A 25,475-nucleotide genomic window follows, 5' to 3' on the forward strand; every position below is an offset into this window, starting at 1 on the left:
TGGAATGAGGTTAGTGTGGGAAAAATTATCTCTATTGCGAACCAGAAAGGTGGCGTAGGTAAAACAACAACAGCGGTGAATCTTGCAGCATCAATGGCTGCAACACATCGAAAGGTCTTATTAATTGACCTTGATGCCCAAGGCAATGCAACCATGGCCAGTGGTGTTGATAAATATGATGTGGATGCAACCGCTTACGAGTTGTTGGTTGACGAAGTGCCTTTTGACAAAGTTGTGATAGAGGAAACCTCTGGTGGCTATGATTTAATTGCTGCCAATGGTGACGTGACTGCTGCTGAAATCAAGTTAATGGAAGTGTTTGCGCGAGAAGTTCGCTTGCGCAACATGATCTACCCAATTCGTGGTAACTATGATTTCATCTTTATCGATTGCCCTCCCGCTCTAAATCTCCTTACAATTAACGCCATGGCAGCATCTGATTCTGTATTAGTTCCTATGCAATGTGAGTATTACGCACTTGAAGGACTAACGGCTTTAATTGATACCATAGGTAAATTAGCCGCTGTAGTGAATGCTGATTTAAAGATCGAAGGGTTGCTTAGAACCATGTTTGATCCTCGTAATCGCTTAGCGAATGATGTATCTGATCAATTGAAAAAACATTTTGGTGAAAAAGTGTATCGCACTGTGATCCCTCGAAATGTTCGCCTAGCAGAAGCGCCTAGTCATGGTAAACCTGCAATGTATTATGATAAATACTCAAATGGTGCAAAGGCTTATTTAGCCCTTGCCGGAGAGATAATTCGCCGTGACGAAATGGAAAAAGAAAGGGAAACAGAAATTCATGAGTAATAAACGTGGTTTAGGCAAAGGATTAGATGCCCTATTAGCAACAAGTTCAATTGCACGTGAAAAGCAGACAGCTGCTGCACAAAGCGAGTCCATTTCTAAAGATGCTCAATTGGTTGAGTTAGGCATTCACCAATTGAGTGCTGGTCAATATCAACCTCGTAAAGTAATGGAAGAAGAAGCCCTTGAAGAGCTTTCTGCTTCTATTCGTTCTCAAGGTATCATTCAACCGATCGTTGTACGTGAAGTTGCACCTCAACAATATGAAATCATTGCTGGCGAACGACGCTTCCGTGCCGCTAAAAAAGCAGGCTTAAAACACGTTCCATGTGTGGTTAAATCTGTTGAAGATAAAGCCGCAATCGCAATGGCTTTAATTGAAAATATTCAACGTGAAGACTTGAATGCGATTGAAGAAGCACAAGCATTAGAGCGTTTACAACAAGAATTTGAATTAACTCATCAACAAATTTCAGATGTTATTGGTAAGTCTCGAACTACAGTAACGAATTTATTGCGTTTAAATGCATTGACTGATGAAGTGAAAAGCTTAGTTGAACAGAAAGAACTTGAGATGGGTCATGCTCGTGCATTGTTAGCATTAGAAAATGAACAGCAAGTTGAATTAGCTCACCTTGTAATCAAAAAGAAGCTGACTGTTCGTCAAACTGAACAAAAAGTAAAAGAGCTATTGGCTCCTCAAAAAGAGGAAGAACCAAAAGAAGTTGATACTGAAATGATGACAATTTCGGATAAATTATCATCAACTCTTGGCTCTAAAGTTGTGATAAGTCGAAATGCAGCGGGTAAAGGAAAGGTAACGATTACCTTTGACGAGGCTCACAAATTAGAACAACTTATCGCAAAGCTAGAAAGCTAAATGTGATATAAAACGTGTGTTGATATAAAAACCGTACTTTACGTCGTAAAAGTCACCGTTATGTTCTCATAAATGTAACTTTTTAATGCTATTTGATTGCATTCATATCAGCTCAACGTATAATTTTTGTAAAATCTTTGTTTTAACTTGATTTAAATCAAAGCAAAGATGCTTTAAAGGAAGAATACATGGTAACTACGTTAGCCAGACCAGGCCGTTTGCTAGCCAAACGACTCATAATGATCCAGCTTAGCGTGGTTATTTTTATGGCAGTAGGAATGAGCTTAGCCGTTAGTGCTAGCTGGGGGATCTCTGCACTCATTGGTGGCGGCATTTTTGTCATTGCTAATGCGGTATTTGCAGGGTGTGCATTTATGTTCAGTGGAGCAAGAGCTGCTAAAAAGGTTGCAGTATCTTTTTATACTGGCGAAGTGCTAAAAATTCTGATTACAGTAGTCTTATTTTCTGTTGCCTACGTGTATATGGAGGTGGAACTTGTTCCCCTCAAACTAACCTATTTGCTGGTACTAGGTATTAATATCTTTGCACCAGTTCTCTTTATTAACAACAGAAAATAGGAAAAGTTATGGCTGCGCCAGGCGAAGCGCTAACACAATCTGGTTACATTGAGCATCACTTAACAAATCTATCTTTAGCTAAGCTAGGTCTGGTAGCTGATGAAGCAAGTTTCTGGAACGTACATATAGATAGCCTGTTCTTTTCTGTGTTTACAGGGATGTTATTCCTTTGGGTTTTTCGTTCTGTAGCAAAGAAAGCAACAACAGGAGTACCAGGAAAGCTACAATGTTTTGTTGAAATGATAGTGGAATTCGTTGCTGACAACGTAAAAGAAACTTTCCATGGACGCAATCCGTTGATCGCCCCACTGGCACTAACTATCTTCTGCTGGGTTATTTTAATGAACTTGATGGATTTAGTTCCTATCGATTTCTTACCATATCCTGCAGAGCATTGGTTGGGTATCCCTTATCTTAAAGTGGTTCCTTCTGCTGATGTGAATATCACTATGGCAATGGCGTTAGGTGTTTTTGCATTGATGATCTATTACAGCATCAAAGTGAAAGGACTTGGTGGGTTCGCTAAAGAATTAGCACTTCACCCGTTTAATCACCCAATAATGATTCCATTCAACCTACTATTGGAAGTTATCTCGCTATTAGCGAAACCTCTTTCATTAGGTATGCGTTTGTTTGGTAACATGTTTGCTGGTGAGGTGGTGTTTATTCTTATTGCGGCAATGCTACCGTGGTATTTACAATGGGTAGGTGCACTACCTTGGGCTATCTTCCACATTTTGGTTATTTTGATTCAGGCTTTCGTATTCATGATGCTGACTATCGTATATCTGTCGATGGCACATGAAGACTCTGATCACTAATTTAGACAATTTATTTATCAATGGCACTTTGCCGACAACATAAAACTGGAGAAAGTAAATGGAAACTTTACTGAGCTTTTCTGCAATCGCCGTGGGCATTATTGTAGGTCTTGCTTCACTTGGTACAGCGATTGGTTTCGCACTTCTTGGCGGTAAATTCCTAGAAGGCGCAGCTCGTCAACCTGAAATGGCTCCAATGCTACAAGTTAAGATGTTCATCATCGCTGGTCTATTGGATGCGGTTCCAATGATCGGTATCGTTATCGCGCTACTATTCACATTTGCTAACCCATTTGTTGGTCAACTAGCAGGCTAATCCAGCCATTGCTAATTGAATTTTTGTAGCTGATTCTTAACGAGGGGTAGCTGTTGTGAATATGAACGCAACTCTGCTTGGTCAAGCAATCGCTTTTACACTGTTTGTTTGGTTCTGCATGAAATATGTATGGCCACCAATCATGGAAGCGATCGAGGAACGTCAGAAGAAAATTGCTGACGGTTTATCTGCCGCTGAACGCGCAGCTAAAGACCTTGATTTGGCACAAGCTAATGCTTCTGATCAATTAAAAGAAGCAAAGCGCGCTGCAACTGAGATCATCGAACAGGCTAACAAGCGTAAAAGTCAAATTTTAGACGAAGCTCGTGAAGAAGCTCTGGTTGAACGCCAGAAGATTCTTACACAAGGTGAAGCTGAACTTGAATCTGAACGCAACCGTGCCCGCGATGAACTGCGTAAACAAGTTGCAACTCTGGCTGTGATCGGTGCCGAGAAAATCTTAGAGCGTTCTATTGATGTAGAAGCGCAGAAAGATATTCTTGATAACATCACTGCGAAATTGTAAAGAAAAGGGGCCAAGATATGTCGGAAATGGCAACCATCGCACGCCCCTACGCGAAAGCAGCTTTTGACTTTGCGGTCGAAAAAGGCGAATTGAGCCAATGGGCTCAAATGCTAACTTTTTGTTCAGAAGTCGCGAAAAATAAAGACGTCGCTCAATTGTTGGATGGTGCAGTAGCATCAGAGCAATTAGCTGAAATTTTTATTTCTATTTGTGGCGAACAACTGAACGAGTTTGGACAGAACTTAATTCATGTAATGGCTGAAAACGGTCGTTTGAAAGTTCTACCAGGAGTGTTAGAGCAATTTATCCTTTTACAACATGAGTTTGAAAAAGTGATTGATGCAGATGTTACATCTGCAATTGAACTAACAGAGCAGCAGAAAGCTGACATTGGTGCCAAACTTGAAGCTCGTCTAGAGCGTAAAGTGAAGCTGAATTGTAGCGTAGATGAGACCCTTCTAGCAGGGGTTATTATTCGAGCCGGAGACCTAGTCATTGATAACTCAGCACGTGGCCGTTTAGGTCGTCTGAGCGAAACATTGCAGTCTTGATGGGGAATGGAGCATGCAACTTAATTCCACGGAAATTAGCGATCTAATCAAACAACGTATTGAAAAATTCAACGTTGTAACTGAAGCTCGCAATGAAGGTACTATCGTGTCGGTAAGCGACGGTATCATCAATATCCACGGCCTTGCTGATGTAATGCAAGGCGAAATGATTGAATTACCGGGTGGCCGTTACGCGCTAGCACTTAACTTGAATCGTGATTCAGTTGGTGCGGTAGTAATGGGCCCATATGCTGACCTACAGGAAGGCATGAAAGTAACAGGTACTGGTCGTATCCTTGAAGTTCCTGTTGGTCCTGAATTACTAGGTCGTGTTGTTAACACACTTGGTGAGCCAATTGATGGTAAAGGTCCAATTGAAGCTAAATTGACTTCTCCAGTAGAAGTGATTGCACCTGGTGTAATCGATCGTAAATCAGTAGACCAACCAGTACAAACTGGCTATAAGTCAGTTGACTCAATGATCCCAATCGGCCGTGGTCAGCGTGAGCTAATCATCGGTGACCGTCAAACTGGTAAAACAGCAATGGCGATCGATGCGATCATTAACCAGAAAGATTCTGGTATTTTCTCAATCTATGTTGCGATTGGCCAAAAGGCATCAACAATTGCTAACGTAGTTCGCAAACTAGAAGAGCACGGCGCACTAGCAAACACTATCGTTGTTGTTGCATCGGCTTCTGAATCTGCTGCGCTGCAATACCTTGCACCGTACTCAGGTTGTGCGATGGGTGAATACTTCCGTGACCGCGGTGAAGATGCTCTGATTGTTTATGATGACCTATCTAAACAAGCGGTAGCTTACCGTCAAATCTCTCTACTACTGAAACGTCCACCGGGCCGTGAAGCATTCCCAGGTGACGTATTCTACTTACACTCTCGCCTACTAGAGCGTGCTGCTCGTGTAAGTGAAGCGTACGTTGAGCGATTCACTAACGGTGAAGTGACAGGTAAAACAGGTTCTTTAACTGCCCTACCTATCATCGAAACTCAAGCTGGTGACGTATCTGCATTCGTACCAACCAACGTAATCTCGATTACTGATGGTCAGATCTTCCTACAAACAGAACTGTTCACTGCTGGTGTTCGTCCTGCGGTAGATCCTGGTATCTCTGTATCGCGTGTAGGTGGTGCTGCACAAACTAAGATCATTAAGAAACTGTCTGGTGGTATTCGTACTGCTCTTGCACAGTATCGTGAACTTGCAGCGTTTGCTCAGTTCTCATCTGATCTTGATGACGCGACTAAGAAGCAGCTAGACCATGGTGAGAAAGTAACTGAACTTATGAAGCAGAAACAGTACGCTCCAATGTCTGTTTTTGACCAAGCTTTAGTTATCTTCGCAGCTGAAAAAGGCTATTTGAAAGATGTTGAGCTTGCTAAGCTTGCAGATTTTGAAGAAGCATTGCTGTCGTATGCTCGTGGTCAGTTTGCCGATCTAGCAAAAGAGATCGACACATCGGGTGCTTGGAATAATGAAATTGAAGCTCAGTTCGTGAAACTGGTTGAAGATTTCAAAGCAACCCAGACCTGGTAATTCGTTGGTGGCCTGTAATGGGTCACCCGAAAACGGAGAGTAACGATGGCCGGTGCGAAAGAGATTCGTAACAAGATCGGGAGTGTAAAAAGCACTCAAAAGATCACGAAAGCAATGGAAATGGTAGCCGCTTCAAAAATGCGTCGCTCGCAAGAGTCGATGGAAGCGTCTCGTCCATATGCTGACACAATGCGTAAAGTAATCGGTCATTTAGCGCTTGGTAACCTTGAGTATCGTCATCCGTATCTTGAGGAACGTGAAGCTAAGCGTGTTGGTTACATCGTTATTTCTAGTGATCGTGGCCTGTGTGGCGGCTTAAACATTAACTTGTTTAAGAAAGTCATGGCAGAAATGAAAACATGGTCAGAAGATGGTGTTGAAATTGATTTAGCCGTTATTGGCTCAAAAGCAACAGCATTTTTTAATAGCTACGGCGGTAACGTTGTCGCTCAGAACTCAGGCCTTGGGGATCACCCTAGCCTAGAAGAACTGATCGGTACTGTTGGCGTGATGCTAAAGAAATACGATGAAGGCCAGTTGGATCGACTATATGTTGTGAACAATAAGTTCATCAACACTATGGTACAAGAGCCAGCTATTGAACAATTACTTCCTTTGCCTAAATCTGAAGATGAAGCAATGCAACGCACTCATGCTTGGGACTACATTTATGAGCCTGAGCCAAAACCACTACTAGATGCTTTATTGGTTCGTTATGTTGAATCACAAGTATATCAAGGCGTGGTTGAGAATTTAGCCTGCGAACACGTAGCGCGAATGATTGCGATGAAAGCAGCGACGGATAACGCTGGTGACATTATTGATGAACTGCAACTTGTGTATAACAAAGCCCGTCAAGCGGCGATTACACAAGAGCTTTCTGAAATTGTTTCAGGCGCTTCAGCGGTTTAAGCATAGGTATTTAAACAGTTTAGAGGATTAACGATGACTACAGGTAAGATCGTACAGATCATCGGTGCGGTAGTCGATGTAGAGTTCCCACAGGGCGAAGTACCTCGTGTATACGATGCTCTGAATGTTGTTGATGCACAAGAACGTCTTGTTCTTGAAGTACAACAGCAAATCGGTGGCGGCGTTGTGCGCTGTATCGTAATGGGTAGCTCAGATGGTTTACGTCGTGGCTTAACAGTAGAAAATACTGGTGCACCAATTTCTGTACCAGTAGGTACTAAGACCCTAGGTCGTATCATGAACGTTCTTGGTGACGCGATTGATGAGTGTGGTGATATTGATGCTGAAGAGCATTACGCAATTCACCGTGAAGCACCTAGCTACGAAGAGCAGTCAAACTCGACTGAACTTCTAGAAACCGGTGTTAAAGTAATCGATTTAGTATGTCCATTCGCTAAGGGTGGTAAAATCGGTCTATTTGGTGGTGCAGGTGTAGGTAAGACCGTTAACATGATGGAACTTATCAACAACATCGCACTACAACACTCTGGCCTATCTGTATTTGCAGGTGTAGGTGAGCGTACTCGTGAAGGTAATGACTTCTACTTTGAAATGCAGGAAGCGGGTGTTGTAAACATCGAAAAACCTGAAGAGTCAAAAGTAGCAATGGTTTACGGTCAAATGAACGAGCCACCAGGTAACCGTCTACGTGTTGCACTGACTGGTCTAACAATGGCTGAGCGTTTCCGTGACGAAGGTCGTGACGTTCTGTTGTTCGTTGATAACATTTACCGTTATACACTAGCAGGTACTGAAGTATCAGCACTTCTAGGTCGTATGCCATCAGCGGTAGGTTACCAACCTACACTAGCTGAAGAAATGGGTGTTCTTCAAGAACGTATCACGTCAACTAAGCAAGGTTCTATCACGTCTGTACAGGCAGTATACGTACCAGCGGATGACTTGACGGATCCATCTCCAGCAACAACGTTTGCTCACTTAGATGCGACAGTTGTACTTAACCGTAATATCGCAGCAATGGGTCTATACCCAGCGATTGACCCGTTAGATTCTACATCTCGTCAACTTGATCCACTAGTTGTTGGTCAAGAGCACTATGATGTGGCTCGTGGTGTTCAATCGACACTACAACGCTATAAAGAGCTAAAAGACATCATTGCTATCCTAGGTATGGACGAGCTATCTGAAGAAGATAAGCAAGTTGTATCTCGTGCTCGTAAGATTGAGAAGTTCTTAACTCAACCTTACCACGTAGCAGAAGTATTCACTGGTGACCCAGGTATTTACGTACCACTTAAAGACACATTAGCTGGCTTTAAAGGTCTACTTGCTGGTGATTACGATGACGTTCCTGAGCAAGCCTTCATGTACTGCGGTAAGATTGAAGACGCGCTTGAGAAGGCGAAGAAGCTATAAGGCTGATTAGGAGGCGATATGGCAGCAATGACCTTTCACCTAGACGTTGTAAGTGCTGAGAAAAAGTTATTTTCAGGACTGGTTGAAACGATTCAGGTGACCGGTAGCGAAGGTGAACTTGGTATTTTCCATGGACACACACCGCTGCTGACCGCTATCACGCCTGGTATGGTGCGTATTGTTAAACAACATGGCCACGAAGAAATTATTTATGTTTCTGGTGGTATTGTTGAGGTTCAACCTGGTTCGGCAACTGTTCTTGCAGATACCGCAATCCGTGGTGAAGACCTAGACGCAGCTAAGGCAGAAGAAGCTAAGCGCAAGGCTGAGGAGAATATCCAAAATCAGCATGGCGACATTAACTTCGCTCAAGCGGCCAGTGATTTGGCTAAAGCGATCGCACAGCTTCGAGTTATCGAGCTGACAAAACGTTCGCGTTAATCAAGCACCATTAGAAAGAAGGCGGCCAATTGGTCGCCTTTTCTTTTGAATTTTGTTTATTTCTTATTTTTATCTCACCCGAAGATCGGTTTTTTAGCATATAATTTACCTTTAGTATCAACTCCATTATCTATTGCGTTAGTAAGTAATGGATTTCGTATTTTGGTTTTTAACAAGCTAGGCAAATTAAGTCAGCATAATAATAGAATGGGCTTTTCATGAACTTCAGTGCAGTAATTTTAGCAGCGGGTAAAGGCACTCGCATGTACTCAAATAAACCTAAGGTACTTCATACTTTAGCGGGCAAACCTATGGCCAAACATGTTATTGATACATGTGAAGGACTTGGCGCTCAAAATATTCATTTAGTGTATGGTCACGGTGGTGATCAGATGAAAGCTGAATTGGGTGAAGAGCGTGTTCAGTGGGTTCTTCAAGCTGAACAATTAGGTACAGGCCATGCTGTAAACCAAGCTGCACCAGAATTTGCTGATGATGAAAAAGTACTGGTTCTTTATGGTGATGTTCCATTAATTAGTGCTGAAACCGTAGAAAACTTATTAGATGCACAACCTACTGGCGGCATTGCTTTACTAACCGTAGTTCTAGACAACCCTATGGGTTATGGACGTATTATTCGTCGTAATGGCCCTGTAATCGCGATTGTCGAGCAGAAAGATGCAACTGAAGAACAGAAGCTCATCAAAGAGATTAATACGGGCGTAATGGTTGCTACAGGCGGTGATTTAAAACGTTGGCTAGCAGCACTTAAAAATGAAAATGCGCAAGGTGAATATTACTTAACCGATATTATTGCAGCAGCGCATGATGAAGGTCGTGCAGTCGAAGCTGTTCACCCTGTTAGCCCTATTGAAGTTGAAGGTGTAAATGATCGCGCTCAGCTAGCTCGATTAGAAAGAGCTTACCAAGCAGCTCAAGCTCAAAAGTTATTAGAGCAAGGTGTTATGCTTCGAGATCCAAGCCGTTTTGATCTTCGTGGTACATTACAATGCGGTATGGATATCGAGATTGATGCAAACGTAATTATCGAGGGTAATGTAACGTTAGGTGATAACGTGGTTATCGGTGCGGGTTGTGTACTTAAAGATTGTGAGATCGATGATAATACAGTTATTCGTCCTTACAGTGTAATTGAAGGTGCTACAGTTGGTGAAGAGTGTACGGTTGGTCCATTTACTCGTTTACGTCCTGGTGCTGAATTATGTAATGATGCACACGTTGGTAACTTTGTTGAAGTGAAGAACGTTCGTTTAGGTGAAGGTTCTAAAGCGAATCACTTAACATACCTTGGTGATGCGGAAATTGGTAAGCGTGTAAATGTAGGTGCTGGTGTGATTACTTGTAATTACGATGGTGCTAATAAATTTAAGACGATCATTGGTGATGACGTGTTTGTTGGTTCTGATAGTCAGTTAATCGCGCCTGTTACTGTTGCTAATGGTGCAACGGTTGGTGCTGGTTCTACAGTGACTAAAGATGTGAATGAAAATGAACTTTACATCAGCCGAGCTAAAGAGCGCCGCATTGCTAATTGGCAGCGTCCAACTAAAAAATAATTAATAGATAATCTATTGATAGTAAAAAAGAAGCCATTAGGCTTCTTTTTTTATATCTGTCTAGTCTATAGACAGAATCGAGATAAAAAAAATGCTGACCGAAGTCAGCATTTTTAAAAATTCTATTCGAAAAATTCGAATTAAGCTGGAGTAACGTCTGCAGCTTGTGGGCCTTTTTGACCTTGTTCAACAGTGAAAGTTACCGCTTGGCCTTCTTTCAGAGTTTTGAAACCTTCAGTTGCGATAGCACGGAAGTGAACGAATACGTCAGCGCCGCCGTTATCTTGAGTAATGAAACCGAAACCTTTCTCTTCGTTGAACCACTTAACGATACCAGTTGATTTAGACATAATAAATCCTAATTTTTTTAAATTAAATAATTCGCATAATGCGAAGTTGTAGCCATAAAGAATTATTTATTTGAGGTAAAACATATGTATAAAAAGCTTCAAGCATAACTGGTAAAGCAGTATAACGAAGGTTTCAAAAGCATAATATTACAGATAAATAGGTCTGTTTACAGGCCGAGCAAAATAATAGCATTTTTTAACCGATTGTATAGCATAATTTCAAATTTGAATGAAAATAAGGCTAAATTTTACTTAGCCTTATTACGCCGTACGGTCTTAGGATAAAAAGAATCGATAAGCTAGATTATCTGTCTCATCTTTCCATTGATAACCAAGCTCTTCAAGGTGTTTTGAAAAACTAATAAGATCAGAATCCGTTAGCTCAAAACCACATAACACACGTCCATAATCTGCACCGTGGTTACGATAATTGAAGAGACTGATATTCCAGTGAGTACCTAAAGTACTTAAGAAGCGAACGAGTGCTCCTGGGTATTCTGGAAATTCAAAACTGTATAAACGCTCTTGCATTGTTTTTGATGGTTTACCACCAATCATATAACGTATATGCAGCTTAGCCATTTCATCATCAGATAAATCAACAACCGGGTATTCTCCCTTTTGTAGATCATTAATGATGTTATCAAGCTCTTCTTGCCCTTCTTGTAAGCGAACACCAACAAAAATGTTAGCTAGCTTATCGTCGTTGTAGCGGTAGTTAAATTCAGTAACAGCTCTACCACCAATCAGATTACAAAACTCAAAGAAGGCACCTTGACGTTCAGGAATAGTAACAGCCAATAGCCCTTCTCGTTTTTCACCTAGCTCACAGCGCTCAGATACGTAACGTAAACCATGGAAGTTAGTGTTTGCACCAGAAAGTACGGTTCCTAGTTGTTTGTTTTCTAATTGATATTGATCTGCAAATTTTTTCAGACCAGCTAATGCCAATGCCCCTGAGGGTTCTGCAATCGCTCTTGTATCTTCAAAAATATCTTTTACCGCAGCACAAATTTCATCACTTGATACGCTGATATGGCCATCAAGGTATTTTTGACATAGACGGAAAGTTTCATCACCAATACGTTTAACAGCGACACCATCGGCAAACATACTCACTTGATCAAGAATGACAGGCTCACCAGCATCTAAAGCCGCTTTTAAACAAGAAGAGTCTTCAGGCTCAACAGCGATGACTTTTATTTCAGGCATGAGTTGTTTTATTAGCACTGCAATACCCGCGGCTAAACCACCACCACCAACAGGTACAAAGATATAATCGAGATGACCATTTTGTTGCAGCATCTCCATACCTATTGTTCCTTGACCTGCAATCACCAGTGGGTGATCAAACGGAGGTACAAAAGTATAACCATGGAGTTGTGATAAGCGTTCTGCTTCTGCTTTGGCTTCATCGAAATTACTGCCATGTAGAACCACATTACCACCAAAACCTTTTACGGCTTCAACTTTGATATCAGGTGTCGTTTTGGGCATCACAATTGTCGTTTGAATGCCTAGCTTGGTTCCTGAAAGCGCCATACCTTGAGCGTGATTTCCTGCAGATGCAGCAATAACCCCAGCATTTTTTTGCTCTTGGGTTAGATTTGCAACCATATTGTAAGCACCACGAAGTTTAAAGGAGTGAACTGGTTGACGGTCTTCTCGCTTTAACTGAACTCGGTTGTTAATGCGCTCAGATAAACGAGGCATATCTTGAAGTGGTGTTACTGTTGCCACTTCATAAATTGGTGCTCGTAAGATCTGACGCAGATATTCTGCGCCAGTTTGATATGAAGAGTTGCTCATAGGCTTACCCTTCTAACTTCGATTTATCACGTACAGCACCTTTATCTGCACTGGTTGCCATACTTGCATAGGCTTTTAGTGCAAAAGAGACTTCACGCTGACGATTCACAGGTTTCCAACCGAGTTCATCTTGTTTCGCTCGACGAGCTTGCAGTTCTGATTCTGGTACATCAAGCGTAATTGAGCGGCTTGGGATATCGATGGTAATGATATCACCATCGTTAACTAAACCTATTGTGCCACCACTTGCAGCTTCTGGAGATGCGTGACCTATAGATAGACCTGATGTACCACCAGAGAATCGACCATCAGTGAGAAGCGCACATGCTTTGCCTAAGCCCATTGATTTCAAGTAAGTGGTTGGGTAAAGCATTTCTTGCATACCCGGACCACCCTTTGGACCTTCGTAGCGAATAACAACGACTTCACCCGCTTTAACTTTTCCACCTAAAATACCTTCTACCGCTGAGTCTTGGCTTTCAAAAACAATGGCTGGACCTTGGAATTTTAGATTTTCTTCATCAACGCCGGCGGTTTTTACAATACAACCATCAACCGCGATATTGCCAGATAGAACGGCGAGACCACCTTCTTGGCTAAAGGCATTTTCTCTGGTTCGAATACATCCTTCTTTTCGGTCGTCATCAAGGCGATCCCAACGGCAATCTTGCGAGAATGCTTTTGTTGTTCGGATCCCTGCTGGTCCTGCCCGGAAGAATTTAAGGATCTCTTCGTCTTCAGTTTGCATAATATCGTATTGTGCAAGTTGCTCTTGCATGGTTAAGCCAAGAACCGTTTTTGTTTGATTGTTCAGAAGCCCTGCTCTATCTAACTCACCAAGGATAGCCATTACACCACCTGCTCGGTGAACATCTTCCATATGGTATTTAGGTGTTGATGGAGCGACTTTACACAAGTGAGGTACTCGACGAGACATCTCATCAATGTCACCCATATCGAAATCAATTTCGCCTTCTTGAGCGGAAGCTAAAAGGTGAAGAACGGTATTACTAGAACCACCCATTGCGATATCAAGTGCCATGGCATTTTCAAATGCAGCACGGTCGGCAATATTTCTTGGAAGTGCTGATTCATCATCTTGCTCATAATAACGCTTTGTTAATTCAACAATACGTTTACCAGCATTAATAAACAGCTGCTCGCGATCGGCGTGAGTAGCGAGCATTGAGCCATTACCTGGTTGAGATAAACCGAGTGCTTCGGTTAAACAGTTCATTGAGTTAGCCGTGAACATTCCTGAACACGATCCACAAGTTGGACAAGCAGAACGCTCGATCTGCTCACTTTGAGCATCGGAAACTGTGGGATCGGCACCTTGGATCATTGCATCAACAAGATCCAGTTTGATTATTTGATCTGAAAGCTTAGTTTTTCCTGCTTCCATTGGGCCGCCTGACACAAAAATCACTGGAATGTTAAGACGCATTGCAGCCATCATCATTCCTGGGGTAATTTTATCGCAGTTAGAAATACATACCATAGCATCAGCACAGTGTGCATTAACCATGTATTCAACAGAGTCTGCAATGAGTTCGCGTGATGGCAGAGAATAAAGCATGCCACCGTGACCCATAGCGATACCATCATCAACGGCGATAGTATTAAACTCTTTGGCGATACCGCCGGCTTTTTCTATTTCGCCAGCAACAAGTTGTCCCATGTCTTTAAGATGTACGTGACCCGGAACAAATTGAGTAAATGAGTTAACAACAGCAATGATGGGTTTACCAAAGTCATCTTCTTTAACGCCAGTTGCACGCCATAAAGCGCGTGCTCCGGCCATGTTACGTCCGTGAGTTGTGGTGGCTGAACGATAAGTTGGCATTGTTATATCCTTATAAATTATTTAGCTGATGGTGCATTTTCTGGGTATACGTAATCTAACCAACCCCATTTATCTTCGGTTGTTCCATTGAACAGACCAAAGTAAGCGGCTTGGATCTCTTTTGTGATAGGACCACGTTTACCTTCACCAACGGTAATCTTGTCAACAGAGCGTACTGGAACGATTTCAGCCGCTGTGCCTGTCATAAATACTTCGTCTGCAAGATAAAGCGCTTCGCGTGCGATGTTTTCTTCGCGAATTTCATACCCCATATCTTTTGCAAGCGTCATGATAGAATCTCGAGTTATTCCCGGTAAGATGGCACTGGTTGCAGGAGGTGTAGAAAGAATACCATCACGAACAACAAATAGGTTTTCACCAGCACCTTCAGAAAGATAGCCATCAACACTTAACGCAATACCTTCATCGTAACCATGACGGCGGGCTTCACCACCAACCAATAAAGAAGATAAATAGTTACCACCTGCTTTTGCTGCGGTTGGAATGGTATTTGGTGCAGCACGGTTCCAACTTGAAATCATGGCATCAACCCCATTTTCTAATGCTTCTTCTCCTAGGTAAGATCCCCATGGGAATGCAGCAATAATGAGTTCCATTTCCGTGTTTTCTGGTGGGCAAACACCTAAACCTACATTTCCTACAAAGCCTAAAGGACGAATATAAGCAGAATCGAGTTTGTTTTGACGTAAGGTTTCACGTGTTGCTTCCATAATTTCTTCTTCAGTATATGGAATTGGGAAGCGATAAATTTTAGCGGAATTTTTTAAACGTTTTGCGTGTTCTGGGTGGCGGAAAATAATTGGACCATTTGGCGTGTTATAACAACGCACCCCTTCAAAAACGGATGTTCCATAATGCATTGCGTGAGTCAGAACGTGCACATTTGCGTCTGCCCAAGGAACCATCTCACCATTAAACCAAATAAAATCTGCTGTCTTTGACATTGTCACTATCCTTATGCGCGATGTAATGTAGAAACGTTAACGGCGGTAATATCCCAAAGCTTTTCTATTTGATTAGTAAGAAGGCTAATTGGTCGGTCACTTTCTACGATGATTTCAATTGCAGCTACTTTGCTGGCTTGATTTTGTGTTGCTAATACTTGCTTGATGATAAAACCACGGTGACGAATGACGCGTAATACACGTTCTAATAAAACCGGTCTATCGTTAGCTTCAATCTCTAAAATATAACGTTGCATTATTCTCCCTCCACCATATCTTGGTTTGCAGCACCTGGCGGAACCAAAGGCCATACGTTTTCTTCTTCTGAAATAAGAACATGCAGCAGATAAGCAGTGTCACTTTCAAGCATTTCTTTTAGAGCGGGTTCTACTTCTTCTTTTATTGTGATGGTTTTTCCAGGAATGCCAAAGGCGGCAGCAAGAGCAACAAAATCAGGATTATCATCAAGAATGGTTTCACTGTGGCGGCCATCAAAAAATAATGATTGCCATTGGCGAACCATGCCTAAACGTTGGTTATTAATAAGAACCATCTTTACAGGGATTTGTTTACGCTTAATCGTGCCGAGTTCTTGTACATTCATCATGAAAGAACCATCACCTGAAATCAGAATAGATTGATCATCAGGACGAGCCACTTTTGCTCCCATCGCTGCGGGTAACCCAAACCCCATGGTGCCAAGGCCTGCGGAGGTTAGGTAATTTTCAGGAGCTCGAGGTTGGATATGTTGAGCTGCCCACATTTGATGTTGGCCTACATCTGTCGATACGATAGAGCTGTCTGGCATCATGTCAGAAAGTTGCTTTAGTAGCAGAGGGGCATAAATTAATTCACCTGGGTGATCGTAGCGCCATTTAAATTCAGAACGAAGAGAAGATACATGCTCTAACCAAGGGGTTAGGTCTTGCTCTAGTTTCAATTGAGGAAGAATAACCTTGATATCACCGCGTAGTGTTGAATGAGCGTGGCGAAGCTTATTGAATTCTGCGGCATCAATATCGATATGGATTACTTTCGCATGAGGAGCAAAGCTTTCTAATTTTCCTGTCACACGGTCATCGAAACGGGCACCAACAACAATTAATAAATCGGATTCTTGAACGATTAAGTTAGCAGCTTTCGTGCCGTGCATACCTACCATACCAAGATAGTGAGGATCGTGTCTTTCGATAGAACCTAAGCCTTTTAATGTGCTTACTGAAGGCATTGGATTATTAATTAAAAAATCACGAACAGAGTCGGTTGCGTGTGCCAGTTGAACACCACCACCAACATACAATACGGGTTTATTGCTGGCTTTTAACAGCACTTCTGCTGCTTCAATTGCTTCAGGAACAACAACAGGAATACTAGGCGCTTCAAAATATGGAAGAGAAGTAACTGGGGCTTCAGCGAGTTGCACATCTTTGGCTATATCAATTAATACTGGACCGGGACGTCCTGATTTTGCTACCTCAAATGCTTCAGCAATCACAGGAGCAAGTTCATTGATATCAGTAACCAAATAACTGTGTTTAGTACATGAGAGAGACATACCGATGACATCCATTTCTTGGAAAGCATCAGTACCGATTAAATTACTCGCCACTTGACCTGTGATAGCAACAAGAGGAATTGAATCTAACATGGCATCAGCAAGACCTGTAATTAGGTTTGTTGCTCCTGGACCTGATGTTGCAAGGCATACCGCAACATCTTTGCTTGCTCTTGCCATTCCTATTGCAGCCATTGCTGCACCTTGTTCATGACGACATAAGATGTGCTCAACGCCGCCATCATATAATGCATCATAAATAGGCATGATCGCCCCACCAGGATAACCAAAGACAGTTTTAATCCCTTCGTCTCTTAAGGCTTTAACTACTAACTGTGAGCCATTCATACTCTTTCGCTCCCTGCGTGAGTGGTTGTCTGTTTTCTCTCGCACATCATGTGCCCCCATTTCTCTTCCTGAACTTATAAAAAAACCCCCTTGCTTGTTGGCTTGGGGGTTTTTAGTGTGCTTGTAACTCTATTTTTTGCTCACACATCCCCGAGCGGTGACCAGAATCACCACTAGAATGTTAATAATCAGAATATTCAGTTGAGCAAAAAAGGTCATTTAATCTATCCGTAAACGTTTTCTTTTTGATATTTCGTTACATTAACTTAGTGGTAACACAGACATGGCTCTCATGACAAGAAAAAACTATCATTTAATTCACAATTCTCGTTCATTTAGCGCTTATATATAACAAAAACATAAAATCAATACAGATTGGTCTTTAATAAAATAAGTTGGGTAGATAAATGGGATTAGCAATAATACACAGTCGAGCTTGTGTAGGTGTAGAAGCGCCACCAGTGACGGTAGAAGTTCATATCAGTAATGGGATGCCAGGATTTAGTCTGGTTGGCCTACCAGAAACAACCGTAAAAGAAGCAAAAGATAGAGTAAGAAGTGCAATCATTAATGCCAACTTTGAGTTTCCATCTAAAAAGATCACTGTTAATTTAGCCCCAGCGGATCTTCCCAAAGAAGGTGGACGATTTGATCTTCCTATTGCGCTTGGGATCTTAGCAGCATCAGATCAAATACCTGAAAATAAATTGGATGGTCATGAGTTTGTTGGTGAATTGGCTCTTTCTGGTGAGTTACGTCGAGTAAAAGGTGTTTTACCTGCCGCCTTAGCTTCACTTAATGCTAAACGTTGTTTAGTTGTTCCTGATGATAATGGTGATCAGGCGGCTTTAGTCGGCAAGGATATTCATAAATCTGCACCTCACCTACTAGCTGTGTGTGGTTTTTTGTGTGGACAGCAGCAACTCAGTTTATTAACTACTCCTCAGCTTGAAGAGCAATCCTTATCTTTAGAACGTGACCTACAAGATATTATTGGTCAACAGCAAGGTAAGCGAGCGTTAGAGATAGCAGCCGCTGGAGGACATAATTTATTGTACTTAGGGCCTCCTGGTACAGGTAAAACTATGTTGGCTTCTCGTATGAGTGACTTATTGCCTGAAATGACGAATGATGAAGCGTTAGAAACCGCAGCGGTAGCATCATTAACTCATCAAAATATTACTGAATCTAATTGGCGATCTCGCCCTTTTCGTTCCCCTCACCATTCTAGCTCTATGGCGGCATTAGTGGGTGGTGGCTCTATTCCACGACCGGGAGAAATATCATTAGCTCATAATGGCATTTTATTTTTAGATGAGATACTAGTAATCCCAATAATTATAAAGTATCAAAATTAATATAAGTTATTGAATGTTATGGCTAAATTCTAATATTAATCCTTTGATTAACATTGACAATAATCACTGTGACAACTAATGTGGTTATGAGTTGTCAGTCTATGGGATTTGTTTGTGAATGTAAAAACACTAAATGAGCTTTCTTTATTAAAAACTGCACTGTCAGTCGAATACTCTAACTACCTAACACTTGCTGCTGAATCCTCAGTCTCAACAAAGTTCGTGCAGCCAGTGTTGAATGTTTATTCTGCTTACTGTTATTTGGTTGAGCAGGGGAACTACACAGCATTTAATATATTAAATAACTCACAATCACTCAATACACACTTTCAGGCGCTCATTGCTTTTATTTATGACAACGATAGCATCAGTTTCAAGCGTAGATACGCACTATGCTACCAATCAAAAAAACTTTTCCAACACATTGCACAGGATAAGCAATTGAGCTTGGTTGAGTTAAAGCTATCAACCATCAAAATTTCAGACGATGTATCGACTTGTCTAGCACAATTTCGCAATCTTCAGATAGATAAGACAAAAGCTGACTACCTTAATGGTTGGCAAGTAACATCAAAAGAAGGTAAAAGCCTTGAAGCGCACCTTGATACGCTTTATGTGCATTTTGGTGAAGAGTTTACAAATAAGATTCATCTTGCTCTAACAAACTATGCATCTACACAAAAATCATCATCTCTAGCTAATGCATTAAACAGGCTCAAAAAACTCTTTATCGGTATGTCCACTGTTTATAACGAAAAGGAGGGAATGACAATAGAAGTTCTACTTAGTACCAATCATGTCCAACTCTTTTTTCATAAAGTGTTTAAGGTGCTATTCGTACACTCCCAAGCAGCCCAGAGCTGCCCAAGGGACTTTCATATTCGTTGGCGAGATATCATTAACTATTACACAGAGTGCTTTATAAATACTGGAGTTTTTGCTAAGCCTCATAAGCCATTTATCGCTCCAGACTGGAAAGACCCAAAGGGTGCTGCTCCTACTTTTTCAGTTGGCGGTAATACAACGCAGTCGGAAAACCGCCGATGGTTTGCCAACATCCCTCTCAAAATTAAAGATGAAGAGGCTGTTTCAATCATTCACCAACGTGTAGAGCGAGACATGGCGCACATCAGGTATATATGCCTCTTGAAGTATGAGGAGCTTTTAGATCGAGAAGAGAGAAATAAAGCCTTTCTAAATAATGGATTGGTTAAGCCAATAAGCGACACTATTGGCAGCGTTCAATATAGCAACTTTGTCGGTGCAGATAAGCTAGACAACACGGTGGCAACCTTTTATGCACACGGTATAGCAGCGAAAGGTTCAAGCTATTTATCATTTTTGGGATTTCATGGTAAAGCTAGTCAACTTTGCACTGAGTTAAACTTACCCACTAGCTCAACACTGAATGTCCTTTTGACGCTGCTCGTTATGGAACACCCCCTGATAACACCTGCTTGGTTAGAAAAGTGGGAGCTATTTGATGTAAATGGCAATCAGGTCGGCTTCAAGCAAGTGGGTACTCAGCACATTGCGGTCAGTTACAAATCACGTAAAGGCTCAACCAATGCGCAACAGGACGTTGTGCTTAATGAATTTTCTAAATCTATAGTTGAGTTCTTGATACAACATACTCATATGAGCCGTGAATACCTAAAAGGAAAAGGAGATGTAAATTGGCGAAAGATGATTTTGACCGCAACCGTTTCCAGCGTGGTGTGCCCAAGCAGTCTTAATAACACCCTTTCCTCGGCAAATAATTTTTATAATTGGCTTCAAGAACAATCGCTATTTGATAAGAGTAATAATATCACCTCAACAGATGCCCAAGCTATTTCAGGTATTCATTCATTGCGTTCGATTAGGCGACATCGAGGTTTTCAAATTTATCTGGAAACTCGCTCAATGGATGCGGTTGCTGAGGCGCTTGGTCATGAAAAAAAAGATGCAAAGCTATTAACTTCTTATCTTCCTAAACCACTCATGGACTTCTTTAATGAACGATGGGTGCGTCAGTTCCAAAATGCTATTTTACTTGAATCCATGAAAGAGTCAGTGTATCGATTTGATGCAGTAAATATGAGTACAGAGGACATCGAGAAATTCCTAAACAATCATGGTATCAGTGAGATCCCTGAGCATTGGGAACATGGTTTTTTTCAAAAAAACACTACTGATGACACATCTGATTCTTTAGTATGCGACCAGTTAACCTACACTATATCCACCTCTCTATTGCAGTTATTGATAGCGATACGATCTGTTGTTGAAAGTAACGATGATGAAAGTTCTTTTTTAGATATTGTTCATCACTGGTATCAATCAGCGGTGTTTGTCTTAGATACCCTGAATTCAGGCAAGCACAGTGCTGATGATTACCTGATGGGGATGCTAGATATTGCAACCAATAACAAACTAGACACTGACTCGATTAAGGGTGCGCTGATATGTTAAGTGTTGCTATCGATAATTCCTCTATTGCTAATCTCATTGAAAGCATTGTGCGAGACCATTCGCTTTTGAATGGTCTAAGTGCTGAGAGTCTTGAAGATATTATCAATTTCGCAGTTGCAAATGATGATTATCGAGCTTTAGATGTTATCACGAATATCCATACAGGCATCTACGGTTACGATGACAGAAAGCCCGAATGGTTAGAATCTAGTTTTTCTGCAAACAAATGGATACTAACATTTGGCAAAAACCCAAAAACGATACATTGGGACACGGTTTACTTGGATGACGGAAAGAAACTCACCGACACAAGGCATCAAAAGTTATTAAACAGTTTCAAATACTGGATCACAGCGGCAGATAACCCACTTGAAAATGGTGGGAAGATTATTAGTCCAAAAACGGCTTATCAAAAAGTTTGCAAAGTTGTCGCTCTCATCAATGCTGTCTTGTTGCACTCGAAAGAACTGAAGCTATCAAAATGTCGCCTTCTGAATGTGAATGATGACTTCTGGTTGAACATCTTGATGAAATTCGCTGAGCACGGAAATTTTCAAGGAGTGTATGAGATTGATAAGCGCACCCAAGTATTACTTGATAATGCTTCTCAGGGTGTTTCAGATAAAGATGCTCAAATGTTTAAAGAAAAGTACCCCTACATTTCACAAGAGATTGCTCAAGATGAAATTTTCTTATCCCTAGCTGATTGGGACAAGGCGTGTCACTGGCTTTTTGAACAAGGTTATTACAAGCAAAATCAAACGGGCCCTAAATACGACGGTAGAGGCACAGTGCTCAGTAAGCTGTTGTTTGATGGCAAGATGCTTTATCACGACATAAATGTACCCAGTTATCCAGAGCTTTACCTCAAAGAGCCAAAAAGAAGCTCAGAGTATCGTGCTGTTGAAAATCGAGATACCTCATCAGGTACGAACCAAAAGACTATCTCGACATACATTGAAGCAATTCGATTGATTCATACCAACCTTGATCGTGAAGACGCAGCAAGCCCCTCTATATTGTCCGAGCAAATCAGTGCAGGCTGCATTAGTCGGTTAGTTAGCTTAAAAGAAATGGGGCGCACTCGTACTTTACCGCCTAAATTTGTGTTTAATTTAATTCGTCAATCCTATGAGTTTGCCAAAGAGCACCTACCGACAGAAGAAGGTTCTGCCACTTTACTAGACGAAACGTTAACTCTGTTATCTAAAGCAAGGAGCAAATCTGTTGCACTAAAATCCAATACACTCCGACCACAACAAAATACCCTAGCTTGGAATGAAGGATTGCATCGAGATATGTCTAGCACAGAGCGAGGGCACTGGTTTCAAACAGAGGCAATTGATTGTCTGAGTAGCGAATACCTGAAAAAAGGAATAAAACAGGTTCAAGGCTTTACTGATAGCGTTGAAAATCGACACGAAAGGATTCGAGCCAATGAGAGTTTGTTTGATTTGTTCTCTGTACTTCAAGGCGCAATACAGGTCTTGGTAGGTGCAATCATGGCTCGAAGGCAAGATGAATTAATCAAGTTAAAGCCACACGGCAACCTATCACCTAATACAAGTCCTTTTTCAGAAGAAGGTGCAAAAATAGAGTACAGCCTGATATTTAATGCAAAAAAAACTGGGTCAAAAGGAGTAAACGCAACAATAGAAAGACCAGTTCCCTTATCTATCGCCAAGTTCATTTGGCAACTGGAGACTTTTAACATCAAAGCGAGTGAGCTGAATCTATGCAAAGGAAAGCTATCTCTGTTTAATAACCTTGATTCAATGCGCTCTCAGTTAAGTCAGGTGGTCAGTCAGACTTATAATGCACACCTTGATGCTGTATGCGATTACTTAGAAACCGACTTGGTGGAGTACGACAACGGTGAGTATCGCCGTAATTATGTTCGCCAGCACCAATTGAGACGTTTTTTTGCGATGGCATTCTTTTGGTCAAAAGGGTTTGATGGAATGGATGCTTTGCGCTGGATGCTCGGACATTCAGACATGGAGCATTTATATCACTATATCTCGGAATCAGAGACAGGTGCGGTGCTTAATGGGGCTAAAGCTAGCGTTATTGTTCGTGGTGTGATTGATTCCACCTCTGAGCTTGCCAAACTCGATGGAATAGAAGAAGTTCGCAAAATTATTGCAGAGCGAATGACGGGTGATAGCTCAACGCCTATCACTATAGAGTCAGTGAGCGAAGCAGCAGAAGACTATGATGATGAATATTATCTAACCATCCCTCATATAAGCCAGCTTCAAAAAGAGCAATACATTGAAACAGAGGTTATTCAGCTTTTAGAAAAAGGTCGAGTCACGCTTGAGCCTGAGTTCTTTACCATCGAAGATGCTGATGGGAATACAACTCAAACCTTTAATTTAATTTTAAAAATCAGAGACCTTGATTGAGGATTGGGACAATGAAAGTTTTAGAGAAAAATCAAACCAAGGTACTTGAAACAGAAAAGCTGTTGAGAAAAATAATCACATCTCCCGCTGAGTTTAAAGATGATGAGGAGTTGATTAAGGCTCTTAAATCACAATCTGGCGTCGCTAAATATCAGAATCAAGACCTGAATATCACATCGTGTTCATTAAACACTGTCAAAAGCATCTCAGAAGCACTTCTAGAGAGAGGCTTCTTATCCTTAGATGAGCTTCGTATTAATGCAAAACTGGCGATAGAGGCTATCCATTACTATGAGAAAGCCTCCAAAGGCAACAAGCAAACCGTAGTGGGCTTAAAGCACAAAGTAGTTGAGCTTGAATCAGAGTTGGATGCAGCACAGCGTAGTAATTCTTTACTGACAGTTATGGTCTCAGAACTACGCTCTAGACTAAAACAACTAGCGAATCATGAAGGAACAGTAGAAGAACGACAGGAGCTTTATCGAGAGCACAATCGGAAGATTGAAGCGCAGATGAATTTCACTTTGAATGGAGAGGTATGATGGCGGTTCGTATGCTTAAAAACTTTGAGCAATGGAGTCATCTTGGGTTTAATGGCAAGCTTGTCTTTCGTAAGCCACTGGATATTCCTTTCGTAACCTACAGTAATCATACTCCTTGCTATGAAGCCAATGCTTACATCCATAGTTTGATTGTGAGAAACTTAAAAAGTGACACTATTCGAGGGTATGCCCACGATATCATCCACTTGGTTCACTTTATTGAAAAACAGCCGCTATTGAGCCGATTTAGCCAGATTACAGACGCTACATTCACCCTTTTCGTTCAGTCACTACAGGTAGAGAGAACGCCACTTGGCGAACTAAAACGTAAGAATAACTCCGTTATAAAGATTGCGCATACCTGTTTGGATTTTTTGCAGTTTATCCAAGAGTTTCATGATTTGAGTGCTTTTATTGGCAAAGATAAAGGTAACTCAATTCAGATTCTTGAGAAGCACTACAAACGCAAACAGGAAGGCTATAAAGGGTTCATTGAAGGCACTAAAATTACACACTCTTCTGTACCAACTAAAGACGAGATTAAGAAACGTCACCCTGTTTCAGAAGATGATGCCTTGCGTGTTTGGGGGTTTATAAAGACTCAGAAAAATAAAGATAAACGCAGAAGGGACATGGCGTTATATACAGCAATGGAGCAATTAGGCGCTCGCGTATCGGAGCTTCATTTAATTAAATTGACTGATTACGAGGGAGCTAGACGCACAGGTATGCTCACGCTTACCACTTTAAAACGTAAAGACGACAATGCCACTCGAAAGATACCTGTTCCACACCTTTTATTATCTGTGATAGCGGATTACATTAAAGTTCGTAAGAAAGTCGTGAGGAAGAAAAAAGCCCAGCATGATTACCTATTTATCAGCTTAAAAACAGGTCTACGCTTATCCGCAGATTCATGGACAACGTACATGAACTCATGGAAAAAAGAGCTTGGTATCGAAGGAGAGTTACACCCGCACTTGTGGAGACACGCATTTATAACAGATAAGCTCAAAGAGCTTATTCTTGCCACTAAAGAAGTGAATGATAAGGACGATTTCCGAAAGCACTTACTTCACACACAAACGTTTAAAATGCAGCTTCAGCAGTGGACAGGCCATACAAATCTTAGCTCTTTAGATACTTATATTGACCTCGCATTTGCAGATATTCACGGTTACACAGAGGTTTATAATGCAGTATCTCTAAAGTCGAGTGTTGACTTGGCAAAGCGTCAGATTGAGTTGTTAGAAGAACAGATAGCAAGGAAGGAGTTAACGCCTACCGCAGCACTTGGTGAGATGAAGAAACTATTGGGGGCTTTTCAATCTGATATAGATAAAAGTATAGTATCTTCGTCACATTAAATTAAAAGCCATCACCAAGCGGTTGTATAACTCGTTTTTGGACAAAACCAAGTTAGAACTGATGAACCA

The 25,475-nt window shown here is 41.5% G+C and carries 22 protein-coding genes and 1 pseudogene; 17 read left to right on the forward strand and 6 right to left on the reverse strand.

The window, feature by feature from the left end; genetic code table 11:
* Window positions 1-15 precede the first annotated feature (15 nt).
* The 12 genes from HC728_RS15980 to glmU all read left to right on the forward strand — a co-directional run bounded on the left by HC728_RS15980 (window position 16) and on the right by glmU (window position 10,404).
* Window positions 16-813 carry a ParA family protein gene (locus tag HC728_RS15980; protein WP_005421597.1) on the forward strand — a complete coding sequence of 266 codons (798 nt, stop codon included), beginning with the start codon at window positions 16-18 and terminating at the stop codon, window positions 811-813.
* Window positions 806-1,690: a ParB/RepB/Spo0J family partition protein gene (locus tag HC728_RS15985; protein WP_065640458.1), complete on the forward strand. Its 885-nt coding sequence runs from the start codon at window positions 806-808 to the stop codon at window positions 1,688-1,690. The genes HC728_RS15980 and HC728_RS15985 overlap by 8 nt, the downstream gene beginning before the upstream one ends.
* Window positions 1,691-1,878: 188 nt before the next feature.
* Window positions 1,879-2,268 (forward strand): F0F1 ATP synthase subunit I, encoded by a 390-nt coding sequence (locus HC728_RS15990; protein WP_005421593.1) that lies wholly within the window; start codon window positions 1,879-1,881, stop codon window positions 2,266-2,268.
* An 8-nt stretch (window positions 2,269-2,276) separates the two neighbouring features.
* Window positions 2,277-3,089, forward strand: coding sequence for a F0F1 ATP synthase subunit A (gene atpB / locus HC728_RS15995; protein WP_005421592.1), 813 nt, complete (start codon window positions 2,277-2,279; stop codon window positions 3,087-3,089).
* Window positions 3,090-3,147: 58 nt separating this feature from the next.
* Complete coding sequence (gene atpE / locus HC728_RS16000) at window positions 3,148-3,405, forward strand: F0F1 ATP synthase subunit C (protein ID WP_005372317.1); 258 nt, start codon at window positions 3,148-3,150, stop codon at window positions 3,403-3,405.
* Window positions 3,406-3,460: 55 nt separating this feature from the next.
* Window positions 3,461-3,931, forward strand: coding sequence for a F0F1 ATP synthase subunit B (atpF, locus tag HC728_RS16005; protein WP_005421591.1), 471 nt, complete (start codon window positions 3,461-3,463; stop codon window positions 3,929-3,931).
* Window positions 3,932-3,948: 17 nt separating this feature from the next.
* The gene (atpH, locus tag HC728_RS16010) at window positions 3,949-4,482 is read left to right on the forward strand and encodes a F0F1 ATP synthase subunit delta (protein WP_005421590.1); all 534 of its coding nucleotides are present in this window, start codon (window positions 3,949-3,951) and stop codon (window positions 4,480-4,482) included.
* A gap of 13 nt (window positions 4,483-4,495) precedes the next feature.
* On the forward strand, window positions 4,496-6,037 hold the full coding sequence (gene atpA, locus HC728_RS16015; protein ID WP_065595599.1) for a F0F1 ATP synthase subunit alpha: 1,542 nt from the start codon (window positions 4,496-4,498) through the stop codon (window positions 6,035-6,037).
* Window positions 6,038-6,082: 45 nt separating this feature from the next.
* Window positions 6,083-6,949 carry a F0F1 ATP synthase subunit gamma gene (atpG, locus tag HC728_RS16020; RefSeq protein ID WP_063644955.1) on the forward strand — a complete coding sequence of 289 codons (867 nt, stop codon included), beginning with the start codon at window positions 6,083-6,085 and terminating at the stop codon, window positions 6,947-6,949.
* 33 nt (window positions 6,950-6,982) lie between these two features.
* Window positions 6,983-8,386 carry a F0F1 ATP synthase subunit beta gene (gene atpD / locus HC728_RS16025; protein WP_005421586.1) on the forward strand — a complete coding sequence of 468 codons (1,404 nt, stop codon included), beginning with the start codon at window positions 6,983-6,985 and terminating at the stop codon, window positions 8,384-8,386.
* A gap of 18 nt (window positions 8,387-8,404) precedes the next feature.
* Entirely contained in the window at window positions 8,405-8,827 is a 423-nt protein-coding gene (locus HC728_RS16030) for a F0F1 ATP synthase subunit epsilon (protein WP_005421584.1), read from the forward strand.
* A 218-nt stretch (window positions 8,828-9,045) separates the two neighbouring features.
* Window positions 9,046-10,404, forward strand: coding sequence for a bifunctional UDP-N-acetylglucosamine diphosphorylase/glucosamine-1-phosphate N-acetyltransferase GlmU (gene glmU, locus HC728_RS16035; RefSeq protein ID WP_017018723.1), 1,359 nt, complete (start codon window positions 9,046-9,048; stop codon window positions 10,402-10,404).
* Window positions 10,405-10,544: 140 nt separating this feature from the next.
* Here glmU and HC728_RS16040 read toward each other — a convergent pair whose 3' ends face one another.
* From HC728_RS16040 to ilvG, 6 genes are all read right to left on the reverse strand, one after another.
* Entirely contained in the window at window positions 10,545-10,754 is a 210-nt protein-coding gene (locus HC728_RS16040; protein WP_005421580.1) for a cold-shock protein, read from the reverse strand.
* 276 nt (window positions 10,755-11,030) lie between these two features.
* Window positions 11,031-12,563, reverse strand: coding sequence for a threonine ammonia-lyase, biosynthetic (gene ilvA, locus HC728_RS16045; protein WP_190395747.1), 1,533 nt, complete (start codon window positions 12,561-12,563; stop codon window positions 11,031-11,033).
* 4 nt (window positions 12,564-12,567) lie between these two features.
* Window positions 12,568-14,409: a dihydroxy-acid dehydratase gene (gene ilvD / locus HC728_RS16050; RefSeq protein WP_017018725.1), complete on the reverse strand. Its 1,842-nt coding sequence runs from the start codon at window positions 14,407-14,409 to the stop codon at window positions 12,568-12,570.
* Between the two features lie 17 nt (window positions 14,410-14,426).
* Window positions 14,427-15,374 (reverse strand): branched-chain amino acid transaminase, encoded by a 948-nt coding sequence (locus tag HC728_RS16055; protein WP_017018726.1) that lies wholly within the window; start codon window positions 15,372-15,374, stop codon window positions 14,427-14,429.
* A gap of 11 nt (window positions 15,375-15,385) precedes the next feature.
* Window positions 15,386-15,631: an acetolactate synthase 2 small subunit gene (gene ilvM, locus HC728_RS16060; RefSeq protein ID WP_005421570.1), complete on the reverse strand. Its 246-nt coding sequence runs from the start codon at window positions 15,629-15,631 to the stop codon at window positions 15,386-15,388.
* Window positions 15,631-17,277: an acetolactate synthase 2 catalytic subunit gene (gene ilvG, locus HC728_RS16065; protein WP_065604322.1), complete on the reverse strand. Its 1,647-nt coding sequence runs from the start codon at window positions 17,275-17,277 to the stop codon at window positions 15,631-15,633. Before ilvG ends, ilvM begins: the two co-directional genes overlap by 1 nt.
* 407 nt (window positions 17,278-17,684) lie before the next feature.
* Between ilvG and HC728_RS16070 the strand changes: the two are divergent.
* The 5 genes and pseudogenes from HC728_RS16070 to xerC all read left to right on the forward strand — a co-directional run.
* A pseudogene (locus HC728_RS16070) lies at window positions 17,685-18,599 on the forward strand (YifB family Mg chelatase-like AAA ATPase); the annotation flags it as partial.
* Between the two features lie 150 nt (window positions 18,600-18,749).
* The gene (locus HC728_RS16075; RefSeq protein ID WP_190395749.1) at window positions 18,750-21,089 is read left to right on the forward strand and encodes a hypothetical protein; all 2,340 of its coding nucleotides are present in this window, start codon (window positions 18,750-18,752) and stop codon (window positions 21,087-21,089) included.
* Window positions 21,083-23,497 (forward strand): integrase, encoded by a 2,415-nt coding sequence (locus HC728_RS16080; RefSeq protein ID WP_190395750.1) that lies wholly within the window; start codon window positions 21,083-21,085, stop codon window positions 23,495-23,497. Before HC728_RS16075 ends, HC728_RS16080 begins: the two co-directional genes overlap by 7 nt.
* 11 nt (window positions 23,498-23,508) lie before the next feature.
* On the forward strand, window positions 23,509-24,039 hold the full coding sequence (locus HC728_RS16085) for a hypothetical protein (protein ID WP_190395751.1): 531 nt from the start codon (window positions 23,509-23,511) through the stop codon (window positions 24,037-24,039).
* Window positions 24,039-25,406: a tyrosine recombinase XerC gene (gene xerC / locus HC728_RS16090; protein WP_190395756.1), complete on the forward strand. Its 1,368-nt coding sequence runs from the start codon at window positions 24,039-24,041 to the stop codon at window positions 25,404-25,406. The genes HC728_RS16085 and xerC overlap by 1 nt, the downstream gene beginning before the upstream one ends.
* Window positions 25,407-25,475: the final 69 nt, after the last annotated feature.

Origin of the sequence: Aliivibrio sp. S10_S31, from assembly GCF_014694495.1 — a bacterium.
GTDB lineage: Bacteria > Pseudomonadota > Gammaproteobacteria > Enterobacterales > Vibrionaceae > Aliivibrio > Aliivibrio fischeri.

Excerpts from the sequence above, each read along its gene's own strand:
- ilvA (WP_190395747.1), bottom strand. The coding sequence starts at position 12,563 with ATGAGCAACTCTTCATATCAAACTGGCGCAGAATATCTGCGTCAGATC.
- HC728_RS16040 (WP_005421580.1), bottom strand. The coding sequence starts at position 10,754 with ATGTCTAAATCAACTGGTATCGTTAAGTGGTTCAACGAAGAGAAAGGT.
- HC728_RS16055 (WP_017018726.1), bottom strand. The coding sequence starts at position 15,374 with ATGTCAAAGACAGCAGATTTTATTTGGTTTAATGGTGAGATGGTTCCT.
- atpA (WP_065595599.1), top strand. The coding sequence starts at position 4,496 with ATGCAACTTAATTCCACGGAAATTAGCGATCTAATCAAACAACGTATT.
- atpB (WP_005421592.1), top strand. The coding sequence starts at position 2,277 with ATGGCTGCGCCAGGCGAAGCGCTAACACAATCTGGTTACATTGAGCAT.
- HC728_RS15985 (WP_065640458.1), top strand. The coding sequence starts at position 806 with ATGAGTAATAAACGTGGTTTAGGCAAAGGATTAGATGCCCTATTAGCA.
- ilvD (WP_017018725.1), bottom strand. The coding sequence starts at position 14,409 with ATGCCAACTTATCGTTCAGCCACCACAACTCACGGACGTAACATGGCC.
- glmU (WP_017018723.1), top strand. The coding sequence starts at position 9,046 with ATGAACTTCAGTGCAGTAATTTTAGCAGCGGGTAAAGGCACTCGCATG.
- HC728_RS16085 (WP_190395751.1), top strand. The coding sequence starts at position 23,509 with ATGAAAGTTTTAGAGAAAAATCAAACCAAGGTACTTGAAACAGAAAAG.
- HC728_RS15990 (WP_005421593.1), top strand. The coding sequence starts at position 1,879 with ATGGTAACTACGTTAGCCAGACCAGGCCGTTTGCTAGCCAAACGACTC.
- atpD (WP_005421586.1), top strand. The coding sequence starts at position 6,983 with ATGACTACAGGTAAGATCGTACAGATCATCGGTGCGGTAGTCGATGTA.
- HC728_RS16080 (WP_190395750.1), top strand. The coding sequence starts at position 21,083 with ATGTTAAGTGTTGCTATCGATAATTCCTCTATTGCTAATCTCATTGAA.
- atpG (WP_063644955.1), top strand. The coding sequence starts at position 6,083 with ATGGCCGGTGCGAAAGAGATTCGTAACAAGATCGGGAGTGTAAAAAGC.
- ilvM (WP_005421570.1), bottom strand. The coding sequence starts at position 15,631 with ATGCAACGTTATATTTTAGAGATTGAAGCTAACGATAGACCGGTTTTA.
- ilvG (WP_065604322.1), bottom strand. The coding sequence starts at position 17,277 with ATGAATGGCTCACAGTTAGTAGTTAAAGCCTTAAGAGACGAAGGGATT.
- atpE (WP_005372317.1), top strand. The coding sequence starts at position 3,148 with ATGGAAACTTTACTGAGCTTTTCTGCAATCGCCGTGGGCATTATTGTA.
- atpH (WP_005421590.1), top strand. The coding sequence starts at position 3,949 with ATGTCGGAAATGGCAACCATCGCACGCCCCTACGCGAAAGCAGCTTTT.
- HC728_RS16030 (WP_005421584.1), top strand. The coding sequence starts at position 8,405 with ATGGCAGCAATGACCTTTCACCTAGACGTTGTAAGTGCTGAGAAAAAG.
- xerC (WP_190395756.1), top strand. The coding sequence starts at position 24,039 with ATGGCGGTTCGTATGCTTAAAAACTTTGAGCAATGGAGTCATCTTGGG.